At 68.9% G+C, this 22,353-nt stretch carries 18 protein-coding genes; 13 read left to right on the top strand and 5 right to left on the bottom strand.

Going from position 1 to position 22,353, the window contains the following annotated elements; translation table 11 throughout:
- Positions 1-4 precede the first annotated feature (4 nt).
- Complete coding sequence (bioC, locus tag AC5P7S_RS00535; protein WP_005420131.1) at positions 5-889, top strand: malonyl-ACP O-methyltransferase BioC; 885 nt, start codon at positions 5-7, stop codon at positions 887-889.
- Positions 890-1,111: 222 nt separating this feature from the next.
- On the opposite strand, the gene AC5P7S_RS00530 is transcribed toward bioC, so the two are convergent.
- Both AC5P7S_RS00530 and AC5P7S_RS00525 read right to left on the bottom strand, forming a co-directional pair.
- Complete coding sequence (locus AC5P7S_RS00530; RefSeq protein ID WP_061479043.1) at positions 1,112-1,756, bottom strand: YdcF family protein; 645 nt, start codon at positions 1,754-1,756, stop codon at positions 1,112-1,114.
- Entirely contained in the window at positions 1,741-2,703 is a 963-nt protein-coding gene (locus AC5P7S_RS00525) for a pyridoxal-phosphate dependent enzyme (RefSeq protein WP_095378220.1), read from the bottom strand. The genes AC5P7S_RS00530 and AC5P7S_RS00525 overlap by 16 nt, the downstream gene beginning before the upstream one ends.
- A gap of 160 nt (positions 2,704-2,863) precedes the next feature.
- On the opposite strand from AC5P7S_RS00525, the gene AC5P7S_RS00520 reads away from it, so the two are divergent.
- Together AC5P7S_RS00520 and mnmG are read left to right on the top strand one after the other, a co-directional pair.
- Positions 2,864-3,355, top strand: coding sequence for a hypothetical protein (locus AC5P7S_RS00520; RefSeq protein ID WP_049415731.1), 492 nt, complete (start codon positions 2,864-2,866; stop codon positions 3,353-3,355).
- A 542-nt stretch (positions 3,356-3,897) separates the two neighbouring features.
- Entirely contained in the window at positions 3,898-5,787 is a 1,890-nt protein-coding gene (gene mnmG / locus AC5P7S_RS00515) for a tRNA uridine-5-carboxymethylaminomethyl(34) synthesis enzyme MnmG (protein ID WP_005420137.1), read from the top strand.
- A gap of 82 nt (positions 5,788-5,869) precedes the next feature.
- Here the strand turns inward: mnmG and smeC are convergent, their stop codons facing one another.
- Genes smeC through smeA form a run of 3 tightly spaced genes read right to left on the bottom strand, consistent with a single transcriptional unit; the run spans position 5,870 to position 11,640 of the window.
- Complete coding sequence (gene smeC, locus AC5P7S_RS00510; protein WP_095378221.1) at positions 5,870-7,285, bottom strand: multidrug efflux transporter outer membrane subunit SmeC; 1,416 nt, start codon at positions 7,283-7,285, stop codon at positions 5,870-5,872.
- Positions 7,282-10,431, bottom strand: coding sequence for a multidrug efflux RND transporter permease subunit SmeB (smeB, locus tag AC5P7S_RS00505; RefSeq protein WP_095378222.1), 3,150 nt, complete (start codon positions 10,429-10,431; stop codon positions 7,282-7,284). The genes smeC and smeB overlap by 4 nt, the downstream gene beginning before the upstream one ends.
- A gap of 12 nt (positions 10,432-10,443) precedes the next feature.
- Positions 10,444-11,640, bottom strand: coding sequence for a multidrug efflux RND transporter periplasmic adaptor subunit SmeA (gene smeA, locus AC5P7S_RS00500; RefSeq protein WP_065177884.1), 1,197 nt, complete (start codon positions 11,638-11,640; stop codon positions 10,444-10,446).
- A 128-nt stretch (positions 11,641-11,768) separates the two neighbouring features.
- Between smeA and baeS the strand changes: the two genes are divergently transcribed.
- The 10 genes from baeS (at position 11,769) to AC5P7S_RS00450 (ending at position 22,316) form a co-directional block, all read left to right on the top strand.
- Positions 11,769-13,160, top strand: coding sequence for a sensor histidine kinase efflux regulator BaeS (gene baeS / locus AC5P7S_RS00495; RefSeq protein WP_005420145.1), 1,392 nt, complete (start codon positions 11,769-11,771; stop codon positions 13,158-13,160).
- Positions 13,157-13,846: a response regulator gene (locus AC5P7S_RS00490; RefSeq protein WP_005420147.1), complete on the top strand. Its 690-nt coding sequence runs from the start codon at positions 13,157-13,159 to the stop codon at positions 13,844-13,846. The genes baeS and AC5P7S_RS00490 overlap by 4 nt, the downstream gene beginning before the upstream one ends.
- Before the next feature lie 86 nt (positions 13,847-13,932).
- On the top strand, positions 13,933-14,754 hold the full coding sequence (locus AC5P7S_RS00485; protein WP_095378223.1) for a nucleotidyltransferase domain-containing protein: 822 nt from the start codon (positions 13,933-13,935) through the stop codon (positions 14,752-14,754).
- A gap of 164 nt (positions 14,755-14,918) precedes the next feature.
- Positions 14,919-15,449, top strand: a complete 531-nt coding sequence (locus AC5P7S_RS00480; RefSeq protein ID WP_005420152.1) for a gamma carbonic anhydrase family protein — start codon at positions 14,919-14,921, stop codon at positions 15,447-15,449.
- Between the two features lie 123 nt (positions 15,450-15,572).
- The gene (locus tag AC5P7S_RS00475; protein ID WP_005420157.1) at positions 15,573-16,262 is read left to right on the top strand and encodes an RDD family protein; all 690 of its coding nucleotides are present in this window, start codon (positions 15,573-15,575) and stop codon (positions 16,260-16,262) included.
- Positions 16,259-17,251, top strand: a complete 993-nt coding sequence (locus AC5P7S_RS00470) for a stage II sporulation protein M (RefSeq protein WP_065177881.1) — start codon at positions 16,259-16,261, stop codon at positions 17,249-17,251. Before AC5P7S_RS00475 ends, AC5P7S_RS00470 begins: the two co-directional genes overlap by 4 nt.
- Positions 17,241-18,857 (top strand): DUF4129 domain-containing protein, encoded by a 1,617-nt coding sequence (locus AC5P7S_RS00465; protein WP_095378224.1) that lies wholly within the window; start codon positions 17,241-17,243, stop codon positions 18,855-18,857. The genes AC5P7S_RS00470 and AC5P7S_RS00465 overlap by 11 nt, the downstream gene beginning before the upstream one ends.
- Entirely contained in the window at positions 18,854-20,038 is a 1,185-nt protein-coding gene (locus AC5P7S_RS00460; protein WP_005420168.1) for a DUF4350 domain-containing protein, read from the top strand. The genes AC5P7S_RS00465 and AC5P7S_RS00460 overlap by 4 nt, the downstream gene beginning before the upstream one ends.
- Positions 20,035-21,021 (top strand): AAA family ATPase, encoded by a 987-nt coding sequence (locus AC5P7S_RS00455; protein WP_005411535.1) that lies wholly within the window; start codon positions 20,035-20,037, stop codon positions 21,019-21,021. The genes AC5P7S_RS00460 and AC5P7S_RS00455 overlap by 4 nt, the downstream gene beginning before the upstream one ends.
- A complete protein-coding gene (locus tag AC5P7S_RS00450; protein ID WP_005420169.1) occupies positions 21,018-22,316 on the top strand; it encodes a DUF58 domain-containing protein in 1,299 nt (432 codons plus the stop codon). The genes AC5P7S_RS00455 and AC5P7S_RS00450 overlap by 4 nt, the downstream gene beginning before the upstream one ends.
- Positions 22,317-22,353 lie beyond the last annotated feature (37 nt).

The raw sequence follows: 22,353 nt of genomic DNA, 5'->3' as shown, positions 1-22,353 counted from the left end.
CGCAATGCCGTCCCACTTCGATGCCCGCCATGTCCGCCGCGCATTCGCGCGTGCCGCCACCAGTTACGACGCTGCCGCCGCCCTGCAGCGCGAGGTGCAGTCGCGGCTGATCGAATCGTTGGACTACCTGGAGGCACGCAAGCCCGAGGTGGTGCTGGACATCGGCGCGGGTACCGGCCACGCCAGCGCGTTGATGAAGAAGCGTTGGCCGAAGGCGCAGGTGATCGCGCTGGATGTGGCACTGCCGATGCTGGACCAGGCCAAGCGCCAGGCCGGCTGGTGGAAGCCGTTCCAACGCCTGTGCGGCGACGCCGCCGCGCTGCCGCTGGCCGACAACAGCGTGGACGTGATCTTCAGCAACCTGTGCCTGCAGTGGGTGGACGACCTGCCGGCGGTGTTCGCAGGCTTCCGTCGCGTGCTCAAGCCCGGTGGCCTGCTGCTGTGTTCCACCTTCGGCCCGGAAACCCTGATCGAACTCAACGAGGCCTTCGCGGCCGCCGATGACCGCCCGCACGTGAGCCGCTTCGCGCAGATCGCCCAGTTCGGCGATGCGCTGATGATGGCCGGCTTCCGCGACCCGGTGCTGGACCGCGATCTGTTCACCCTGACCTACGACGACCTGCCCTCGTTGATGCGCGAGCTGCGCGCGATGGGCGCGACCAATGCGCGGGTGGATCGCCGCCACACGCTGACCGGGCGTGGCCGTTTCGCTGCGGCGGCAGCGGCGTATGAACCGATGCGGCGCGCCGACGGCAAGCTGCCCAGCAGCTGGGAAGTGATCTATGCCCATGCCTGGGCACCGGACCCGGGCGCACCGATCCGCGAAGGCGGGCATGACGTGGCCTCAGTGCCGGTTTCGGCGATTCCGATCCGGCGCAAGCAGACCTGATCGTCTGGTAGTGCCGGCCGCTGGCCGGCAACCTCACGATTCCATGGTGGGCATCTGCCGGCCAGCGGCCGGCACTACCAAATGCGACGCCATACGCGAATCGCTCTGGTGGGTGCCGACCTTGGTCGGCACAGTGCCGGCAACCTCACGATTCCATGGTGGGCGTCTGCCGGCCAGCGGCCGGCACTACCGCATGGCACCCGCCCAAATCAGGTTTCCGCCTCAGGTGTTGGCCGGCGAACTCAGCGGCGGCCGCACCAGGTCGCGGTGGAAGAAATAGATTTCCTGCACCAGGAAGCGCCAGCTGGTGTGGAAGCTGCGGAAGCGCGTGCTGGGCGTGGACGAGGCCAGTGCATCGATGCCCAGCGCCTTGCTCAGGCGCAGCGCGCGCGCCATGTGCAGCGGGTCGCTGACGATGATCACCCGGTGCAGGTTGCGCTGGTCCATCAGCCGCTTGGCTTCCACCAGGTTCTGCACGGTGTTGCGCGAGGCAGTCTCGATCAGGATCGCATCGTCCGGCACGCCGTGCTTGAGCGCATAGCGCCGCGCCACCTGTGACTCGGAAAAGCGCGCGCCGGTACCACCATAGCCGCCGGTGAAGATCAGCAGCGGCGCGAACTGGGCCTCATAGAGATCCAGCCCATGACGGATGCGTTCTTCGAATACCGGCGACGGCTTGGCGTCATAGGCCGCCGCACCGAGCACGATGATGGCGTCGGCCTTGGCCGCCTGGTCACGCTCGCCGACCCAGACGATCCAGGCAGTCACGCCCAGCAGCCAGATCACCAGCAGGACAAACAACCGCCACAGCCAGCCCAGCAGGCCAGTGCGATGCCGGTGCCGGTCGCGGCTCACGGCGCGCCCCAGCGCAGTGCGGGCAGGTCGACGTTGCCGCCGGACAGCACCAGGCCCACGCGCAGGCCGGCAAAACGCTGAGGCTGCGCCAGCACCGCGGCGAGCACGGTCGCCGATGACGGCTCGACCACCTGCTTGAGGACCTCCCACAGCAAGCGCATCGCCGCCATCGTCGCCGCGTCATCGACCACGATCACCTCGGCGTTGGCCGCACGCAGCAGCTCGAAGTTGGGCGCGCCGATCAGGGTGCGCAGACCGTCGCAGATCGTGTCTGGGGTGAACGGCCCCTGGCGCTCGCCAGCGGCCAACGAGCGCGCGGTGTCGTCCGCGCCGGCCGGCTCGGCCAGCACCAGCCGGGTCTGCGGGCTGGCGAGCTGCAGGGCCCGCGCGGTGCCGCTGGCCAGGCCACCGCCGCCCACCGGCACCACCAGCACGTCGAACGGGCCGTCGCTGTGCAGCAGCTCCAGTGCTGCGGTGCCCTGCCCGGCCATCACCGCCGGGTCCGCATAGGGATGGACCAGGGTCGCGCCGGTATCAGCCTGCACTTTGGCGCAGGTGGCCTCGCGGTCGGCGATGGTTGGTGGGCAGCGCCAGAGCGTGGCGCCATGGCGGGCGATGTTGGCCAGCTTGGCCGCCACTGCACCTTCGGGCACCACCACGTGGCAGGGAATGCCACGGGTGCGCGCGGCCAGGGCCAGGGCGGCGCCGTGGTTGCCGGAGGAATGGGTGACCACGCCGGCGCCGGCGCGATCGGCATCCAGCGACCACACCGCATTGCACGCGCCGCGGAACTTGAATGCGCCACCGCGCTGCAGATGCTCGGCCTTGAACGCCAGCTGCGCGACGGCCAGCGCATCGAGCGTGCGCGAGCGCAGCACCGGGGTCACGCTGGCGTGCGGCGCGATCCGCGCAGCGGCAGCCAGGACATCATCGGCACGGGGCAACAGTGAATCGCTCATGACGCAAGATTAACGTATGGCTCCCTGCTGGCGACCCCGGCACAGGTCATGCCAGCATGGCAGCCTTCACCTCCATTCATCCTGGACAGTGAAGTTAAGGGCCGATTCAACGCCTGCGCATGAAGCTCACTGTACAACCCGTCCTCTGGGGGGACCCACCATGAAAACGCGCCTGATGCTTGCCGGTGGCCTGATGCTGGCCCTGACCGGCTGCACCACCTACGACTATGTCGGCGGTGGCCGCAGCGGCAGCTACTACCACGGTGCGCCGTCGGTGGAGTACCGCTACCCCGCCGGCTATCCCTACAACTACGGCTACCCGTACTACGGCGGCTATGGCGGCTACTACGGCGGCTATGGCAATCCGTATTACTCGCGCCCGATCTACCGCCCGCCGCACAACCACCGCCCGCCACCGCGCCCACCCGGCAACGGCGGCGAGAACCGCCCGCCACCGCCGTCGCGGCCGTCGTACAACGGCGGTTCGCCGTGGCGGAACATGGACTCGATGCGCCGGCCGCCGCAATCGAACATCCAGCCCTCTGCGCCCCCGCCGCCGGCCCGTCCGGCTCCGGCGCCGAGTGCGCCAAGAATGAACGGTTCCCCCTGGCGCAACATGGATCGTGGGACGCAGCGCACAGTTGAGCGCTGAACCGTCTTGCATTTCACACGGTCCAAGCCGCACTCTACGGGGCCAGTGACGGCCCGCGTCACAAAGTGACAAAAACGACACGGGCCGCCGCAAAAAGCTCTACGTCGATATCCGACAGGAACATCTGGATCCCCCCTGTTCCGGCCCTGTCGGATGTCGGCACCTCTGAAAGCAGACGGCCCCGCAGTGCGGGGCCGTTTGTTTTGCGGGGTCGTCAACCGGCGGCCGCAGCTTCCGTAGATCCACGCCATGCGTGGATGGCGGCCTCCCGATAGCGCCAAAAAACAGGGCCGGGCAGTCCCCCGACTGCCGGCCCCCTGCTCCCCCACCGTGCGCCTGTACCGGCCCCTGTTCCAATTCCGGTCACGGGCGCCTGCGGCGCCAGCCACGGTGGGTGCTATTGGGTTATCTGCAAAAATCCTGCCAACTTTAGGGCTGATTTCGACGGGAGCCGGCTGGCGCCGACGTCCCAGCCCCGAATGGCGCTAAAATCGCCACCCCGGTGCCGCCCCGGCCGCGCCCGCCCCCAGCTGAACAGCCCCATGAACCCGTCCTTCCATCGTTACGACGTCATCGTCATCGGCGGTGGCCACGCCGGCACCGAAGCCGCGCTGGCCGCGGCCCGTACCGGCGTGCGCACCCTGCTGCTGACCCACAACATCGAAACAGTGGGCGCGATGAGCTGCAACCCGGCCATCGGCGGCATCGGCAAGGGCCACCTGGTCAAGGAAATCGACGCCCTGGGCGGTGCGATGGCGCATGCCGCCGACCGCGCCGGCATCCAGTGGCGCACGCTCAACGCCTCCAAGGGCCCGGCCGTGCGCGCGACCCGCTGCCAGGCCGACCGCAACCTGTATCGCATGGCGATCCGCGCCATCGTCGAAGGCCAGGCCAACCTGACCGTGTTCCAGGCCGCCGTCGATGACCTGGTCATTGAAGGCGACGCCGTGCGCGGGGTCATGACCCAGACCGGCCTGCGCTTCGACGCCGGTGCCGTGGTGCTGACCGCCGGCACCTTCCTGGCCGGCAAGATCCATGTCGGCCCGACCCAGTACGCCGCCGGCCGCATGGGCGACCCGCCGGCCACCACGCTGGCCGCGCGCCTGCGCGAGCGTCCTTTCCAGGTGGACCGCCTGAAGACCGGCACGCCGCCGCGCATCGATGGCCGCTCGCTGGACTACAGCGTGATGGACGAGCAGCCGGGCGATTCGCCGCGGCCGGTGATGTCCTTCCTCGGCTCGGTGGACGAGCATCCGCAGCAGGTCAGCTGCTGGATCACCCACACCACCGAGCAGACCCACCAGATCATCCGCGACGCGCTGCACCGCTCGCCGCTGTACAGCGGCCAGATCGAAGGCATCGGCCCGCGCTACTGCCCGTCCATCGAGGACAAGGTGGTGCGCTTCGCCGAAAAGGCCAGCCACCAGATCTTCGTCGAACCCGAAGGCCTGGGCATCGTCGAGATCTACCCCAACGGCATTTCCACCTCGCTGCCGTTCGACGTGCAGCTGGAGATGGTGCGCAGCATCCGTGGCTTCGAGAACGCGCACATCACCCGCCCGGGCTACGCCATCGAGTACGACTTCTTCGATCCGCGCGGGCTGAAGGCGTCGCTGGAGACCAAGCTGGTCAACGGCCTGTTCTTCGCTGGCCAGATCAACGGCACCACCGGCTATGAGGAGGCCGCCGCGCAGGGCCTGCTGGCCGGCCTCAACGCCGCACGCCAGGTGCGTGGGCTGGACGGTTGGTGCCCGCGCCGCGACGAGGCCTACCTGGGCGTGCTGGTGGATGACCTGATCACCCACGGCACCAACGAGCCGTACCGCATGTTCACCAGCCGCGCCGAGTACCGGCTGCAGCTGCGCGAGGACAATGCGGACCAGCGCCTGACCCCGACCGGCCGCGAGATGGGCCTGGTGGATGATCGTCGCTGGGGTGCGTTCGAGACCAAGCAGGCCGCTGTTGCTGCCGAGCGCGCACGCCTGGGCGCGCTGTGGGCAACCCCGGCCAATGCGCTGGGCCGCGAAGTGCAGGACACGCTGGGCGTGGCGGTCAGCCGCGAGACCAACGTGCTGGACCTGATCAAGCGCCCCGAGCTGGATTACGCGCAGCTGATGCAGGTGCCATCGCTGGGGCCGGCCGTGGCCGACGCCAAGGTGGCCGAGCAGGTGGAGATCGGCGTGAAGTACGCCGGCTACCTGGACCGCCAGCGCGAGGAGATCGAGCGCCAGCAGCGGCATGAGGCCACGCCGATCGCCGAGGCGTTCGACTATGCGACCGTGCGCGGGCTGTCGGCCGAAGCACTGCAGAAGCTGGAGCGGGTGCGCCCGCAGACCATCGGCCAGGCGCAGCGTATTCCGGGCATGACCCCGGCAGCGATCTCACTGCTGCTGGTGCACCTGGAGCGCGCGCGCCGCGGCCGCGTGGCGTAACGCGGGACCGTCCGCTTCTGGTGGGTACCGGCCAAGGTCGGCACGCACCGGAGCGGAAGACGCACCCACATTGGCGAACGCGCTAGCGTGCGTCGGCGCAGCCGCCCAGCACCTTGAACAACGTCACCCGGTTGCCCGCCTCCTGCTGCTGCAGCGCGATCAGGTCCTGCTGCGCGGCAAACAGGCTGCGTTGCGCATCCAGTGCCTGCAGATAGCCGTCCAGCCCGGTGCGGTAACGCGCATCGGCCAGCGTGTAGCTGCGCTGGTTGGCGGCCACCCGCGCGCGCTGTGCGTCCATCTGCACGGTCAAGTGATCGCGCGTGGCCAGCGCATCGGCTACTTCACTGAAGGCCTGCTGGATCGCCTTCTCGTACTGCCCGATGCCGATGTCCTTGCCGATCTTCGAGGCATCCAGCGATGCCTTCAGCGCGCCGGCGTGGAAGATCGGCGCGGTGATGCTGGGCGCGAACGACCAGCCACGGGTGCCGGCCGAGAACAGCGTCGACAACGCGGTGGAGCTGTGGCCGTAATTGGCGGTCAATGTCAGCGTCGGGAAGAATGCAGCGCGCGCGGCACCGATATCGGCATTGGCCGCCTGTAGTGCGTGTTCGGCGGACAACACGTCCGGGCGCTGCAGCAGCACGCTGGACGGCAGGTTGGCCGGCAGCGGCGCCAGTGCCACGCTGCCATCCAGCGCCTGCGCGGTTGGCAGCAAGGCCGGATCCAGCGGCGCCCCTACCAGCAACTGCAATGCATCGCGATCCTGCGCCTGCTGCGTCTGCAGCTTGGCGAGCGCACCGCGCGCGGCTTCGACGCTGGTCTGTACCTGCGACAGGTCCAGGCCCGAGGCCAGGCCTTGGGCGTGGCGGGCCTCGGTGCGCTGCAGGGTCTGCTGCTGGCTGTCCAGGGTCTGCCGGGTGAACGCCAGTGACTGCTCGTCCGCTGCCAACGCCAGCCACGCCGTGGCCACTTCGGCCACCAGGCTGGTGCGCGCGGCGCGCTGGTTCTCGGCGCTGGCCAGCCAGTTCTGCAGGGCCTCGTTCTTCAGGCTGCGGATGCGTCCGAACAGATCCAGTTCCCAACTGCTGATACCCACCTGCACGGCATCGGATTCGGTTACCTGGGTGGCACCGGTCTCGCTGTTGGCATCACTTACCCGCGAGCGGGTGACACTGCCGCTGGCATCCACCGACGGCAGCAGCGCCGCGCGCTGGATGCGGTACTGCGCGCGTTCCTTCTCCACCTGCAGGATGGCCACGCGCAGGTCGCGGTTGTTCTGCAGCGCCAGCGCGATCACCTGCTGCAGGCACGGCTCGAGGAAGACTTCGCGCCAGGCTGGCACCGCCAGTGCTGGCTCGGCCTCGGCCGTGGCGGCATTGCCGAATTGTGCCGGCACCGGCGCCTCGGGCCTCTGGTAATGCGGCGCCATGCTCACGCAGCCGCCCAGCACGGTGGTCATCGTTGCGGCCGCAATGGCGCGCAGCAGCGTCGGCTTCATGGGCTTGCCTCCGGGGCAGTGGCTTCGGCAGGCGCGCGGCCCGGGAACAGGCGGCGCACGAGCAGGTAGAACAACGGCACGAAGAACATGCCCAGCACCATCGAGGCGACCGTGCCGCCGGCCACGCCGGTACCCAGCGAGCGGCGCGCGGCCGAGCCGGCGCCGGTGGCGAACACCAGCGGCAGCACACCCATCAGGAACGCCAGCGAGGTCATCACGATCGGCCGCAGGCGCAGATAGACGGCCTGCAGGATCGCCTCGCGGGTGCTCCTGCCCTGCTGTTCAAGGATGCGCGCGAACTCGACGATCAGGATGCCGTTCTTGGCCGCCAGGCCAATCGTGGTCAGCAGGCCGACCTGGAAGTACACGTCGTTGTTGAGGCCACGCAGGTTCATCATCAGCACCGCACCGAACACACCCACCGGCACCGCCAGCATCACCGCGAACGGCACCGCCCAGCTTTCATACAGCGCGGCCAGGCACAGGAACACGAACAGCAGCGAGATGGCGTACAGCATCGGCGCCTGATTGCCCGACAGCTGTTCCTGGTAGGCCATGTCCGACCAGGCATGGCTGAAGCCTTCCGGCAGCGCGTCGGCCAGGCGCGCGATCTCGGCCATCGCCTCGCCGGAACTGACGCCCGGCGCGGGCTGGCCGGTGATCTCCATCGCCGACACGCCGTTGTAGCGCTGCAGCGCGGCCGGCGCGCTGGTCCAGTGCGCGCTGACCAGCGACGACAGCGGCACCATCTGGCCGGCCTGGTTGCGCACGCTCCAGCGCTCGATGTCCTGCGGCTGCATGCGCGCTTCGGCGGTGCCCTGGATGAACACCTTCTTGATGCGGCCCTTGTAGATGAAGTTGTTGACGAAGTCGCCGCCCAAGGCCGCATTCAAGGTGTCATTGATGTCCTGCGGATTCACACCCATGGCCTGCGCCTTGGCGTCGTCCACCTTCACCGCATACACCGGCGCGTCTTCCAGGCTGGCGTAGCGCACGTTGACCAGCTTCGGATCCCTGGCGGCCTCCTTCAGCAGCGTGTTGCGCGCGGCCACGGCGGCGGCATGGCCGGCGCCGCCTTCGTCCTGCAGTTCCAGGGTAAAACCGCCCGCATCGCCCAGGCCAAGGATGGCCGGTGGCGAGGTGATGAACACCTGCGCATCGGGCACGCTGGCCATGGCCGCGGTCAACCGTGCGGCAATGGTGTCGGCGTCATCCTTGCGGTCATCCCAGTCCTTCAGGCGGATGAAGGCCTGGCCGACGTTCTGGCCGCTGCCGGTGACACTGAAACCGGCGGTGGCCTGGATCGACAGCACGCCGTCGTCCTTCACCGCGGCGGCACTCAGGCGATCCATCACCGCGCGGGTCTGCTCCAGGGTGGCACCGGCCGGCAGCTTCACCAGCGCGTTGAGCATGCCCTGGTCCTCGTCGGGCAGGAACGCGCCCGGCAGGTGCCACAGCAGCAGGCCGGTGGCCACGCTCAGCGCCAGGTAGAACCCCACGCCCAGCGTGCGCCGGCCAAGGAAGCCATCCACCCGGCGACGCAGGCCGTTGGAGGTGCGCTCGAAACGGTGGTTGAACCAGATGAAGCACTTGCCCAGCAGGCTCGGCTCACCGCCGTGGTCGCCATGCGGATGGCCGCCCTTGGGAATCTGGTGCAGGATGCTGCCGCACAGGGCCGGGGTGATGGTCATCGCCACCAGCACCGACAGGATCATCGCAGCGGCAATCGTCACCGAGAACTGGCGATAGATCACGCCGGTGACACCGCTGAAGAACGCCATCGGCAGGAACACGGCGGTCAGCACCAGCACGATGCCCACCAGCGCGCCGGTGATCTGGCCCATCGCCTTCAGCGTGGCCGGCTTCGGCGCCAGCCCTTCGAAGGTCATCACCCGCTCCACGTTCTCCACCACCACGATGGCATCGTCCACCAACAGGCCGATGGCCAGCACCAGTGCGAACATGGTCAGGGTATTGATCGAATAGCCAAATGCCGCCAGCACGCCGAAGGTACCCAGCAGCACCACCGGCACCGCGATGGTCGGGATCAGGGTGGCGCGCCAGTTCTGCAGGAACAGGTACATCACCAGCACCACCAGGATGATCGCCTCGATCAGGGTGATCACCACTTCCTTCAGCGAGATGGTCACGAACGGCGTGGTGGTGAACGCCACGTGGTAGGTGTAGCCGTGCGGCCAGTACTTCTGCAACTGCTGCAGGCGGGTCTCGATGGCCTTGGACACGGCGATGGCATTGGCGCCGGCATTGAGCTCGATGCCCAGCGACGCTGACGGCTTGCCGTTGAAGGTGCTGATGCTGTCGTAGCTCTCCGGCCCCAGGCCGATCGTCGCCACGTCGCCCAGGTGCACTACGCTGCCGTTGGCATCGGCCTTCAGCACCACCCGCGCGAACTGTTCGGGCGTGTGCAGGCGGCTGCGCGCGGTGACCGTGGCGTCCAGCTGCTGGCCCTTCAGTGCCGGCTGGCCACCCAGCTCACCGGCCGAGACGTCGGTGTTCTGCGCCTGCAGTGCGGTCTCGATGTCCGACGGCATCAGCGCGTACTGGCGCATCTTCTCCGGGTCCAGCCAGATGCGCATGGCGTATTCCTGGCCGATCGGCTGGATGTTGCCGACACCACTGACGCGGCTGATCTGGTCGTCGATGCGCGCTTCCATGAAGTTGGCGACATCGAAGTTGTCCATGCTGCCGTCTTCGCTGGTGAACGACAGCACCTCGAAGATCGAACCACTGGACTTGGTGATGGTCAGGCCGTTCTGCTGCACCGCCTGCGGCAGCGTCGCCATCGCCGCCTGCAGCTGGTTCTGCACCTGCACCTGCGCGGTGTCCGGATTGGTGCCGGTGGCAAACACCAGGTTGACCTGCGCCGAGCCATCGGAGGCGCTGGTGGAGGTCATGTACATCAGGTGGTCCAGGCTCTGCTGGGACTGCTCGATGACCTGGGTGACCGCGTTTTCCACGGTCTGCGACGAGGCGCCGGTGTAGGTGGCGCGGATGGTGATGGTGGGTGGGGCGATCTGCGGGTAGCGGTCCACCGGCAGGATCAGGATCGCGAGCAGGCCGAGCAGGCTGACCGCGATGGCGATCACCCAGGCGAAGATCGGCCGGTCGATGAAGAAACGAACCATGCGCGGCAGGCCTCAGTGCGACGTTTCGTCGGTGTTGCCGGTCGGATCGATCGCCGGCATTGCGGCCAGCTGCGCGGTGGTGGCCGCCACCGCCTGCACCTGCTGGCCAAGCGCTACCGCGCTGCCGTTGCTGACGATCACCCGATCGCCAGCCTTCAGCCCCTGCGTGATCTGCCACTGGTTGCCCACTACCTGGCCGGTGCTGACCCGGCGCTCAACCACGCGGTCCTTTGCGTCGAGCAGGCGCAGCAGCGGCTCGCCACGTTCATTGCGCAGCACCGCCTTCTGCGGCACCAGCAGGGCGCGCGCATCGGTGGCCATCGGCAGCACCGCCCTCAGGTACATGCCTGGCAGCAGCAGGCCCTCCGGGTTCGGAATGACCGCGCGCAGCACCACGTTGCCGGTGCCCGGGTCGACTGCGCTGCCGACAAACTCCAGGGTGCCTTCATGCGCGTACGTGCTGCCGTCCTCCAGCAGCACCTTCACCTGTGCCTTGCCGTCGATGGCTTTCACCCGGCCGGCATCGAGCTGCTTGCGCAGCGCCAGCATCTGCGTGCTGGACTGGGTGACATCCAGATAGACCGGGTCCAACCGCTGGATGGTTGCCAGCGCCGCGTCCTGGCCGGCGGCGACCAGCGCGCCAGCGGTGACACTGGACGTGCCGATGCGGCCATCGATCGGTGCAGTAACCCGGGTGTAGTCGAGGTTGATGCGGGCCGCCTGCAGCGCAGCGCGCGCGGCGATCACATTGGCCTGGGCCTGCTTCAGTGCCGAGGTGGCATCGTCGGCGTCCTGCTTGCTGGCCGCATCCATGCCCAGCAGCGTGCGCGTGCGCTCGGCCTTCGGCTGCGCTGACAACACAGTGGCCTCGGCCTGCGCCAGCTGGCCACGCGCGGTATCGAAGGCGGCCTGGTACGGCGCCGGATCGATCTGGTAAAGCAGCTGGCCGGCCTTGACCTGCTGGCCTTCGGTGAACAACCGCTGGCGGATCAGCCCGCCGACCTGCGGGCGCACCTCGGACACCTCGAACGGTACGGCGCGACCGGGCAGGGTCTGTTGCAGGGCCAGCGGCTGCACGCTGGCAGTGATGACGCCCACTTCAGGGGTGGCCGGGGCCTCGGGCCTGCCCGCCGAGCAGGCCGCCAGGGCCAGCAGCAGGGGCAGCAACAGCGGACGGGGGGAGCGGGACAGCGGGCGCAGGAGTGACATGGGGGGCGTGGGGGCCTTGCGTTGACCCGTGCACGCTGCCGTGGAACTGTGCAGAGAATATGGAGATTGTGCGACCGGCTCAGCGGGCGCTTGCTTTCGGCGCCGCATGCGCCGCTAATGGCCCCGCGATGGCGAAGATTCGACTCAAATTCGGCCTGACCGCGAAGACCTTCCTCGCGATCTTCACCGCCTGCCTGCTGGTGCTGGCAGTGAACGGTATTGCCAGCCGCGTGGCGTTCCAGACCGGCTTCCTGGACTACCTCAATGACCAGGGCGACCTGCGCATGCAGCGCGTGATGCCGCACCTGCAGCGCGAGTACAGTGCGCACGGCGGCTGGGAGCACCTGCGCGGCGACAGTGACCGCTGGGCGCGGCTGCTGCGCCCGGATCTGGCCCATGGGCACGAGGGGCCCGTGCCACCGCTGTCCGACCAGACCGGCGTTCCCTCCCGCCTGGGCCTGTTCGATGCACAGCATCGGTTCGTAGCCGGCAACCCGGACGCCACCAGCGACGACGAGCCGCACGCCGTGCAGGTGGACGGGCACACGGTCGGCTGGCTGGGCATGGTGCCGTTCCAGACCGTCATCGCCACCAACGACCTGAACTTCTACAACACCCAGATGCGTGCGTGGTGGGTGATCGGCATCGCGCTGCTGCTGGTGACGGTGCTGCTGGCCTGGCTGGTATCGCGCGCGCTGCGCCAGCGCCTTGCCAAACTGGCGGCGGCCACCCACCGGCTCGCCGCTGGCGACTACGCCACCCGCATCGAGCGCACCAGCGATGACGAGCTGGATGCACTGGTCAACGACTTCAACCGGATGGCGCAGGCGCTGGACGACACCGAGCGCAACCGCCGTGCCTTCATCGCCGATATCTCGCACGAACTGCGCACGCCGCTGGCGGTGGTTCGTGCCGAACTGGAAGCCATCGAGGACGGCATCCGCCCGCTGGACCGCGCCAACCTCGGTGCCCTGCAGGGCGAGATCCGCCAACTGGGCAAGTTGATCGACGACCTGCACGACCTGTCGATGACCCAGTCCGGCGGCCTGGCCTACCGCTTCGCACCGCTGGACCTGGCGGCGCTGCTGCGCAGCGAGCTCAATGGCATGCGCGTGCGCTTCTCCACGGCGGGGCTGGCACTGGAGGAGAACCTGCCCGCCACACCGCTGCAGGTATCCGGTGACGAACGACGCCTGCAGCAGGTGCTGGCCAATCTGCTGGAAAACGCATTGCGCTACACCCACGCCGGGGGCCGCGTACGTGTGCAGGCAGCGCGCGTGCCTGCCGGTGTGCAGCTGACCGTGGAAGACACCGCGCCAGGCGTGCCGGCGGACAAATGCGCGCTGCTGTTCGAGCGCTTCTACCGGGTGGAGAGCTCGCGCAACCGGGCCAGCGGCGGCAGCGGGCTGGGCCTGGCCATCAGCCACAATATCATCCTCGCCCACCACGGCCTCATCCACGCCGAGCCATCGCCGCTGGGCGGGCTGCGCGTGGTCATTACCCTGCCGGAGCCTGCATGAGCCTGTCCACCGCCGCGTCCTCGAAGATCCTGATCGTCGAGGATGAGCCACGCCTGGCCTCGGTGCTGCGCGACTACCTGGCCGCCGCCGGCATGACCAGCGAATGGGTGGACGATGGCGGCCAGGTGATCGACGCATTCGCGCGCTACCAGCCCGACCTGGTGCTGCTGGACCTGATGCTGCCACAGCGCGATGGCGTGGACCTGTGCCGCGAACTGCGCGCCAGCAGCGATGTACCGGTGATCATGGTCACCGCACGGGTGGAAGAGATCGACCGCCTGCTGGGCCTGGACATCGGTGCCGACGACTACATCTGCAAGCCGTTCAGTCCGCGCGAAGTGGTCGCACGGGTGATGGCGGTGCTGCGCCGCTACCGCCCGGACCCCGCTGCGCGTGCCAACAGCGGGCTGCATATCGACGAACCGGCAGCCCGCGCTACCTGGAACGGCAAGGGCCTGGACCTGACCCCGGTCGAATACCGCCTGCTGCGCACGCTGCTGGCCACGCCGGGCCGGATCTGGGCGCGCGACGAGCTGCTCGACCGCCTCTATCTGGACCACCGCGTGGTGGTCGACCGCACCGTCGACAGCCACGTGCGCAACCTGCGCCGCAAGCTGGCTGACGCCGGCATGGAAGGCGAACCGATCCGTTCGGTGTATGGCATGGGCTACAGCTACGAGCCGTGATCGCGTTCGCCGGGCTTGGCCCGGCGAGCGCAGCGATGCAGACCTGCGCTACAGTCGAGAACGCTCGACATTAAGAACACAACTGCATGGACGACATCCACCCGATCGCGCCGGACAAGCGCGCCGCCATTCTTTCCAGCCTCGCCGACATCGAACAGCGCCACAATGTGCGTGTGCTGCTGGCCTGCGAATCCGGCAGCCGTGGCTGGGGCTTCTCTTCGCCGGACAGCGACTACGACGCACGCTTCATCTACGTGCATCGCCAGCCGTGGTATCTCAGCGTCAACGAGAGCACCGGCCCGGGCGATGCGCAGCGCGATGTAATCGAGCTGCCGATCGACGATGAGCTCGATGTCAGCGGCTGGGACCTGCGCAAGGCACTGCGGCTGGTCTCAAAATCCAATCCGACACTGATCGAATGGCTGCGTTCGCCGATCGTGTACCGGCAGGACGACGCCGCCGTGGCGCAGCTGTGGGAGGCGGCCCAACGCTTCTACTCACCCTTGGGCAGCTGGTGGCACTACATGAGCATGGCCAGGACCACACACAGCCGCCACCTGGGTGAGCCCACCATCAGCACCAAGAAGTACCTGTATGTGCTGCGCGCCCTGCTTGCCTGCCAGTGGATCGAGAGCGAGCCCACGCCGCCGCCGATGGCCTTCGAGGATCTGCTGGACCGGTTGCTGCCGGACGGCCCGGTGCGCCACGCCATCGACGCATTGCTGGTGGTCAAGCGCGCCAGCGCCGAGGTCAGCGCTCGTCCGCGCATCGCGCTCATCAGCGAGTACATTGACCATGCGATGGCCGTTCGCGCGGCGCAGGCCCCGCAGCTGCCGGCCGGACAGGGCGACAGCGCCTGGCTGGACGTGCTGTTCCGGCGGATGCTGGCCGAGCACGCGCCGTCCTGAGCGGTTGCACCCGTTTCTGGTAGCTGCCGACCTTGGTCGGCACCGAGATCACCATCCACGCATGGCGTGGATCTACTGTGTATCCGCGCGGCCCCAGGGCGGTACCTTCCCCAGCGGACGCACGCGTATCATCGTCGCGAACGCCCTGATTGCCGGAGACACCGATGAACCCGCTGCGCCCCTTCCGCGACAAGATGCCCATCCTCGGCGAGCGCGTGTACATCGACCCGGCCTGCACCGTCATCGGTGACGTGGAGCTGGCCGAGGACGTATCAGTGTGGCCGGGCACGGTCATCCGCGGTGATGTCAATTACGTGCGCATCGGGGCGCGCACCAATGTGCAGGACGGCACGATCATCCACGTCAGCCACCACAGCCCCTACAACAAGGCCGGCTACCCGACCCTGATCGGCGAAGGCGTGACCGTCGGCCACGGCTGCATCATCCATGCCTGCACGATCGGCGACTACAGCCTGATCGGCATGGGCGCCTGCATCCTCGACGGTGCGCGCGTCGAGCGCCATGGCTTCGTCGGCGCCGGTGCGGTGGTCGGCCCGGGCAAGGTGGTTGGCGAAGGCGAGCTGTGGGTGGGCAATCCGGCCCGCCCGGCGCGCACGCTGAGCGACAAGGAGATCGAGTCGCTGCACTACTCGGCCGACCACTACGTGCGGCTGAAGGACGAATACCTGGGCTGAGCAGCCAACGCCGCCATGCGGCTCTGCTAAAGTCTGGGCCCGACCAGGACCTGTCGAGACCCCCATGCCTGTGGCTGCCTGCCGGAGAGGACTCCGGCGCCCACAACGAAGGCCATCGCACTGATGGCCGCACCGATGCTCGATACCTACCGCGAGGTGGTGACGCCGGAGGGTGTGCCGCTGCAGCTGCCGGCAGCCGGCCCGGTGCCACGGGCGATGGCGTGGCTGGTGGATCTGGGCGTGCGCATCGCGGTACTGGTGGTGATGTCGATTCCACTGGCACTGCTGGATTCGTTCGGCTCCGGGCTCGGCCTGGTGCTGATGTTCCTGGTGTACTGGGCCTACCCGATCGTCTGCGAAGCGCTGTGGGGCCGTACCCTCGGCAAGCGCGCGCTGGGCCTGCGCGTGCTTGCGCGCGATGGCGCGCCGGTAGGCTGGATGCCTGCCATCACCCGCAACCTGCTGCGCACCGTGGACATGCTGCCGTTCGGCTATGCACTGGGCCTGATCAGCAGCCTGTTCGATCCCCATGGCCGTCGCCTGGGCGATCTGGTGGCCGGCACCGTGGTGGTGCATGCGCCCGTGCTGTACCTGCCGCCTCCGCCCACCATCGACAGCGTGCTGGCCCCGCCGCAGCCGCTGCGACCGGAAGAGCAGGCCGCGCTGATGGCCTTCGCCGAGCGCGCGCCACGGCTGTCGGCGGCCCGCCAGCAGGAACTGGCCGGCATCGCCGAACCGCTGACCGGCACCCACGGCCAGGTCGGCGTACTGCGCTTGTATGCCATGGCCAACTGGCTGTTGGGGCGGCGATGAAGCAGGAGCAGTTCGTCGCCCGCTACCAGCAGGAATGGCAGGACCTGGAACACTGGCTGCTGCTGCGTGCTGGTGCTGCGCGCCGCACGCGGCGCAAGGCCAGCGCGCTGGCAGTGGACGACGCCGCCTTCCCGCAGCGCTACCGGCGCCTGTGCCAGCAGCTGGCACTGGCCCGCGAGCGCGGCTACAGCCCGCAGCTGGTGCAGCGCCTGCAGCAGTTGATGCAGCAGGGCCACAGCGTGCTGTACCGCACGCCGCCGACGCGCTGGCGCGGTGCACTTGAATTCCTGGTGGCCGACTTCCCGCTGCTGGTGCGCAGCCAGGCGCGCAGCATGTGGGTGGCACTGGCGATGTTCGCGCTGCCGGCGGTGGCCTGCTTCGTGCTGGCGCAGCTCTACCCGGACCTGATCCACATGGTGATGGACAACCGCCAGATCGCCGAGATGGAGCGCATGTACGATCCAGCGGCCGAGCGCCTCGGGCGTGACAGCGGCACGGACTGGATGATGTTCGGCCACTACATCCTGAACAACATCAGCATCGCCCTGCGTACCTTCGCCAGTGGTCTGCTGGCCGGCCTGGGCACGCTGCTGGTGCTGCTGTTCAACGGCGTGATCATCGGTTCGGTGGCCGGCCACCTGCAGCACATCGGCCATGGCGATCCATTCTGGCGCTTCGTCGCGGGCCATGGTGCGTTCGAGCTGACCGCGATCGTGATCGCCGGCGGTGCCGGCCTGCAGCTGGGCATGAAACTGCTGGCCCCCGGCCGGCGCAGCCGCCTGGATGCCCTGGTCGAAGGCGGCCGCATCGGGGCCCGGCTGTGCCTGGGCGTGGCGTTCATGCTGCTGGTGGCCGCGTTCATCGAAGCGTTCTGGTCGTCGATTGCCGAAGTGCCGGCGTGGGGCAAGTTCAGCGTGGCCGGCGTGCTGTGGGCCGGCGTGCTGCTGTGGCTGTGGCGCGGCGGGCGCGGAGGCGGCAATGCGCATTGACCGCCTGGACGTGGCGCTGCGCGCGCGCAGTGGCTGGGAAGCAATGGAGCTGGGCAGCGCCCTGTCGCGCCGCCACGCGCGTGCGGTATGGGGCAGCTGGCTGCTGGCCAGTGCACCGCTGTTCGTGATCTTCAACGCGCTGGGCTGGTGGCTGGATGCGTTCGGCTGGGCCTGGCTGGCGATGTGGTGGTGCAAGCCACTGTTCGAGCGAGCGCCACTGTACGTCCTGTCGCGCGGCATCTTCGGTGAGCCGGTGGGCGCGCTGGCAGCGCTGCGCGCGCAGCGCAGCTGGGGCAATGCGGGCTTCTGGGGCTACCTGGGCTGGCGCCGCTTCAGCGTGCTGCGCAGCCTGTGCCTGCCGGTGAACCTGCTGGAAGGCAACGCGCCGGCCCAGCGCGGTGCACGCCGCCGCGCCGTGGCGGCCGGTGCCGCGGGCGCCGCCGTCGTGCTGACCGTGGCCTGCATGGCCTTTGAAGGGGTGCTGGTGTCCGGTGCGATCGGCGCGGTGTTCATGTTCATGCCACTGGAGCTGATGTCCGAATCATGGCGTGCCGCATGGGACATGATCGGCCAGGACACGCCTGCCTGGGCGCAACTGGGCTTCAACCTGGCGTGCTGGCTGGCATCGGTGCTGATCGGACCGTTCTATGTCGGCGCCGGCTTCGGCCTGTACTTGAACCGGCGTACGCAGATGGAAGCGTGGGACGTGGAGATCGCCCTGCGCCGCCTGCGCGAGCGGCTGCTGCCGGCAGCATCGACGCTGGCGCTGCTGCTGTGCCTTGCCCTGCCGCTGGCCTCCGCGCCAGTGCATGCGCAGGACGCGCAGACGGTCGCTGGGCAGGCCGGCGATGCCGAAGGGGACGAGGACAGCGCGGAAGAACCCGCCACTGCGGCCAACGACCCGGCCAATACGCCGGCGATGATCTTTGGTGCGGCGCCGGTGGACACCGCCGGTTTCCGCCAGGCGGTGAACCGCGCCTATGAAGATCCGCTGCAGCGCCCGACCCGCCAGGTCACGCGCTGGAAGCCGATCGAACAGGCCGAGGAAAAAAAGAAGGAAGACAAGGCGCTGCAGAGCGACGGCAGCAGCAAGGGCGAGCGCAGCAACCGCAAGGCCGGCATTGCCTGGCTGGCGCGCCTGGCCGAGTGGGGCCTGTGGGCCCTGCTGGGCGTCCTGCTGCTGGTGCTGCTGCTGACCGCACGGCTGTGGCTGCCGTGGCTGCGCGGCAGTGGCCGGCGCAAGGCCGACGCTGTACCGCAGGTGGTGGAGGAACAGGTGGAGCTGCCGGTCGTGCTGCCGCCGGACGTGGCCACCCAGGCCGGCCTGCTGTGGGACCAGGGCCGGCCGCGTCAGGCGCTGGCCCTGCTGTACCGCGCCAGCGTGCGCACGGTGGGCGAGCGCAGCGGCATCGCGCTTCCGCCCGGTGCCACCGAAGCGCAATGCCTTCGCGCCTCGCGGCGCATGCCCGATGCCACCGACCGTGACCTGTTCGCGCGCATCGTGCGCATGTGGCAGTACGCCGCCTACGGTGGCCGCCTGCCCAGCCGCGCCGATTTCGATGCACTGGCCGACACTCTGCGCCAGCAGTACCGGTGGCTGGCATGAGCCCGCGCCTGTTCTGGTCGCTGCTGCTGGGCGGGCTGGTGCTGCTCGGCGTACCGCTGACGATCCTCTACCTGCGCACGCATGAGCGGGTGACCGAGACCGTGCAGCTGCCGCCGCAGGGCGAAGCTGGCTACAACCCGCTGTACGTGCTTGGGCAGGCCCTGCGTGCCGATGGCATCGACGTGCACTCGCGGCCGCGGCTGGACCTGCAGCAGATGGCGCTGGGTCCGCGCGACACGGTGGTGCTGCTGCAGGACAGCAGCGAACTGCCGGCACCGGCGGCCAGGGCCCTGCTGGCCTGGGTCGATGGTGGTGGCCATCTGCTGGTGCGCACGCCGCCACCCGCAGAGGACGACGCCAGCAGTACGCAGGGACCGCTGCTGGACCAGCTGGGCGTGGACAGCCTGTACCAGCAGAGCGACTGCCAGCCGTTCCACGTCATCGACGATCCCAGCCATGTGGAGTTCTGCGGTGGTCGTCGCTTCACGCTGGGCTTTGCCGCCCGTACACACGCCGAACGGCGTTGGGGCAACGAGCGCAACCTGGTGTTCGCGCGACTGCGCCACGGGCAGGGCAAGGTGAGCGTGCTGGCCGACATGGAGTTCATGCGCGGCGAGGTGGATTCGCCGGCAGCACGCCTGGCGTCGGCTGCGGGCAAGGCCAGCGACGGCCTGCACGATCTCTCGCACCGCGACCTGACCCGCTATCTGCTCGATCCGAACTACGGCAAGGGCACTTTCTGGCTGGTCTACGCCAGCCGCCCGCCGTCGCTGTGGGCGCGCCTGTTCTACCAGGGCTGGCCGGTGTGGGCGCCGCTGCTGCTGGCCCTGCTGGGCTGGCTGTGGGGCCGTTCGCAACGCTTCGGCAGCCGCCTGCCGTCGCCGGTGCTGGAACGCCGCTCGCTGCTGGAACACGTGCGTGCCAGCGGCGAGCTGCTGCTGCGCTTCGGCCAAGGCGCGCGCCTGTATGACGCCGTGCTCGCCCTGTTCCTGCATCGCCTGCGCCTGCGCGCACCGGTGGCCGCCGCACTGGACGGCGCGCCGCGCGAACAGGCCATCGCCGAACTGCTGTCCTGGCCGCAAGGCCGCGTTGCCAGCGCGCTCACGCCCCCTCCGCCGCACGATTCCTCCGCCCTGCGCGAGCGCATCCGCTTGCTGCTCCAGATGAGATCCCTGCTATGACCGAAGTCCCCGAGCTGCCGGCGGCCGCCAACGCCCGCCTGATCGAACGCGTCGATGCCATCCGCGATGCCGTCGGCCACGCCTTCATTGGCCAGGCCGATGTACTGGACCAGATCCTGGTGGCGCTGCTGGCCGGTGGCCACGTGCTGATCGAGGGCGTGCCCGGGCTGGGCAAGACCCTGCTGGTGCGCGCACTGGCACAGGCCCTGGAACTGGATTACGGCCGCGTGCAGTTCACCCCCGACCTGATGCCCAGCGACGTCAGTGGCCATGCGGTGTACGACCCGAAGAGCGAGAGCTTCAAGATCCGCCGTGGCCCGGTGTTCACCAACCTGCTGTTGGCCGACGAGATCAACCGTGCGCCGGCCAAGACCCAGTCGGCACTGCTGGAAGTGATGCAGGAAGGCCAGGTGACCATCGAAGGCAAGGCGTTCACCCTGGCGCCGCCGTTCATGGCGCTGGCCACGCAGAACCCGCTGGAGCAGGAAGGCACCTACCCGCTGCCGGAGGCACAGCTGGACCGCTTCCTGCTGAAGGTGCTGATCGACTACCCGCAGCTGGAGGACGAGAAGCGCATGGTGACCGCGATCACCAGTGGCCGCGCCGCCAGCGATTTCGACCTGAGCCAGGTGCCACGCGTACTCGGTGCCGGCGAACTGCTGGAACTGCAGCGCGCCACCGCGGCGATCACCGTCGATGACGAAGTGATCGACTACGCAGTACGCATCGTCGCGGCGACCCGGCAGTGGCCGGGCATCGCGGTCGGCGCCGGCCCACGCGGCAGCATCGCGCTGGTGCGTGCCTCGCGTGCGCAGGCGGTGCTGGCCGGCCGCGACTTCGTCACGCCGGACGACGTGCGCGACATTGCTCGCCCGGCACTGCGCCACCGCATTGCACTGGCCCCGGAGCTGCAGATCGAAGGCCAGGACGCCGACGACGTGCTGGGCGCACTGCTGGCCAAGGTGGAAGCACCGCGCCGATGAGGCCTGCCCCGCTGCTGCTGGCGCTGCTGCTGGCCTGGGCCGCCCTGGGCGGCCTGGTGCTGGGCGGGTTGCTGCCGCGCTGGAGCTGGGCGCTGGCCGCCGTGGCCATCGCGCTGCCTGCACTGTTCGACCTGTGGCGCCAGTCGCAGCGCCCGTCGCCGCAGGTACAGCGCGAACTGCCCGAAGCGCTGGCGCTGGGCGTGCGCCGCGAGGCGGCGCTGCGGCTGCAGGCCGAGCAATCGATGACGGTGCAGGTGTTCGACCTGGTCCCCGGCGGCTGGCCGCTGGAATCGCTGCCACAGCGCGTGCGCCTGCGGGCCAGTAGCGCCTCCACGCTGCACTACCACCTGCAGCCGCTGCAGCGTGGGCACTTCCGCTTCGAAGGCGTGCACCTGCGCATGCGCTCGCCGTGGCGCCTGTGGTGGCAGCAACGCACGCTGCCGCCCGCACTGGACGTGCGGGTCTATCCGAATTTCGTGCCGCTCACGCGCTTTGCGTTGTTCAGTGCCGACCAGGCCTCGCGGCTGGTCGGTGCACACGTGAAGCGCCGCCGTGGTGAAGGCACCGACTTCCACCAGATGCGCGAGTACCGCGTCGGCGACAGCCTGCGCCAGCTGGACTGGAAGGCCACCGCGCGTGCGCGCAAGCTGATCTCGCGCGAGTACCAGGACGAGAAGAACCAGCAGTTGCTGCTGATGCTCGACAGTGGCCGGCGCATGCTGGCCAGCGAAGGCGGTCTCTCGCACTTCGACCATGCCTTGAATGCCTCGCTGGTGGTGGCCTACCTGGCGCTGCGCCAGGGCGATGCCGCCGGCCTGTTCGCTGCCGGTGGCGAACGCCGCTGGGTCGCGCCGCAGCGCGGCATGGGCACGGTCGAGCACCTGCTGCGCGCCAGCTACGACCTGCAGCCACGCGCGGTGGCCACCGATTACCTGGCCGCTGCCACCGAGGTGTCGCTGCGCCAGCGCCGGCGAGCACTGGTGATGCTGGTCAGCAACGTGCGCGACGAGGACATCGAAGACCTGCTGGCGGCGGTGCGCCTGCTGCAACGGCGCCACCTGGTGTGCGTGGCCAGCCTGCGCGAGCGCGAGCTGGACGGCGTACTGGAGGGGGACGTGCAGACGCTGGAGGACGCCACCCAGGCCGGTGCCGCGGCGCTGTACCTGCAGCAGCGCGCGAAGGCGCACGAAGCGCTGCGCAGCGAGAAGGTGATGGTGCTGGACGTCACCGCCGACGCCCTGCCGGGCGCGCTGGTGGAGCGCTACCTGGCGGTGAAGCGCGAAGGGTTGCTTTGAGCCGAGCGCGGGCTCGGCTGTCGGCCAGCGGCCGGCA

Source organism: Stenotrophomonas sp. YJH_SMC_32, assembly GCF_059369975.1.
Note: the sequence above shows the minus strand (reverse complement) of the source record. Positions and strands in the feature narration are given on the sequence as shown.

What these genes read in the sequence shown, in the direction of transcription:
- bioC (WP_005420131.1), top strand. Translation starts at nt 5, where the DNA reads ATGCCGTCCCACTTCGATGCCCGCCATGTCCGCCGCGCATTCGCGCGT.
- AC5P7S_RS00525 (WP_095378220.1), bottom strand. Translation starts at nt 2,703, where the DNA reads ATGAGCGATTCACTGTTGCCCCGTGCCGATGATGTCCTGGCTGCCGCT.
- AC5P7S_RS00520 (WP_049415731.1), top strand. Translation starts at nt 2,864, where the DNA reads ATGAAAACGCGCCTGATGCTTGCCGGTGGCCTGATGCTGGCCCTGACC.
- mnmG (WP_005420137.1), top strand. Translation starts at nt 3,898, where the DNA reads ATGAACCCGTCCTTCCATCGTTACGACGTCATCGTCATCGGCGGTGGC.
- smeC (WP_095378221.1), bottom strand. Translation starts at nt 7,285, where the DNA reads ATGAAGCCGACGCTGCTGCGCGCCATTGCGGCCGCAACGATGACCACC.
- smeB (WP_095378222.1), bottom strand. Translation starts at nt 10,431, where the DNA reads ATGGTTCGTTTCTTCATCGACCGGCCGATCTTCGCCTGGGTGATCGCC.
- smeA (WP_065177884.1), bottom strand. Translation starts at nt 11,640, where the DNA reads ATGTCACTCCTGCGCCCGCTGTCCCGCTCCCCCCGTCCGCTGTTGCTG.
- baeS (WP_005420145.1), top strand. Translation starts at nt 11,769, where the DNA reads ATGGCGAAGATTCGACTCAAATTCGGCCTGACCGCGAAGACCTTCCTC.
- AC5P7S_RS00490 (WP_005420147.1), top strand. Translation starts at nt 13,157, where the DNA reads ATGAGCCTGTCCACCGCCGCGTCCTCGAAGATCCTGATCGTCGAGGAT.
- AC5P7S_RS00485 (WP_095378223.1), top strand. Translation starts at nt 13,933, where the DNA reads ATGGACGACATCCACCCGATCGCGCCGGACAAGCGCGCCGCCATTCTT.
- AC5P7S_RS00480 (WP_005420152.1), top strand. Translation starts at nt 14,919, where the DNA reads ATGAACCCGCTGCGCCCCTTCCGCGACAAGATGCCCATCCTCGGCGAG.
- AC5P7S_RS00475 (WP_005420157.1), top strand. Translation starts at nt 15,573, where the DNA reads ATGGCCGCACCGATGCTCGATACCTACCGCGAGGTGGTGACGCCGGAG.
- AC5P7S_RS00470 (WP_065177881.1), top strand. Translation starts at nt 16,259, where the DNA reads ATGAAGCAGGAGCAGTTCGTCGCCCGCTACCAGCAGGAATGGCAGGAC.
- AC5P7S_RS00465 (WP_095378224.1), top strand. Translation starts at nt 17,241, where the DNA reads ATGCGCATTGACCGCCTGGACGTGGCGCTGCGCGCGCGCAGTGGCTGG.
- AC5P7S_RS00460 (WP_005420168.1), top strand. Translation starts at nt 18,854, where the DNA reads ATGAGCCCGCGCCTGTTCTGGTCGCTGCTGCTGGGCGGGCTGGTGCTG.
- AC5P7S_RS00455 (WP_005411535.1), top strand. Translation starts at nt 20,035, where the DNA reads ATGACCGAAGTCCCCGAGCTGCCGGCGGCCGCCAACGCCCGCCTGATC.
- AC5P7S_RS00450 (WP_005420169.1), top strand. Translation starts at nt 21,018, where the DNA reads ATGAGGCCTGCCCCGCTGCTGCTGGCGCTGCTGCTGGCCTGGGCCGCC.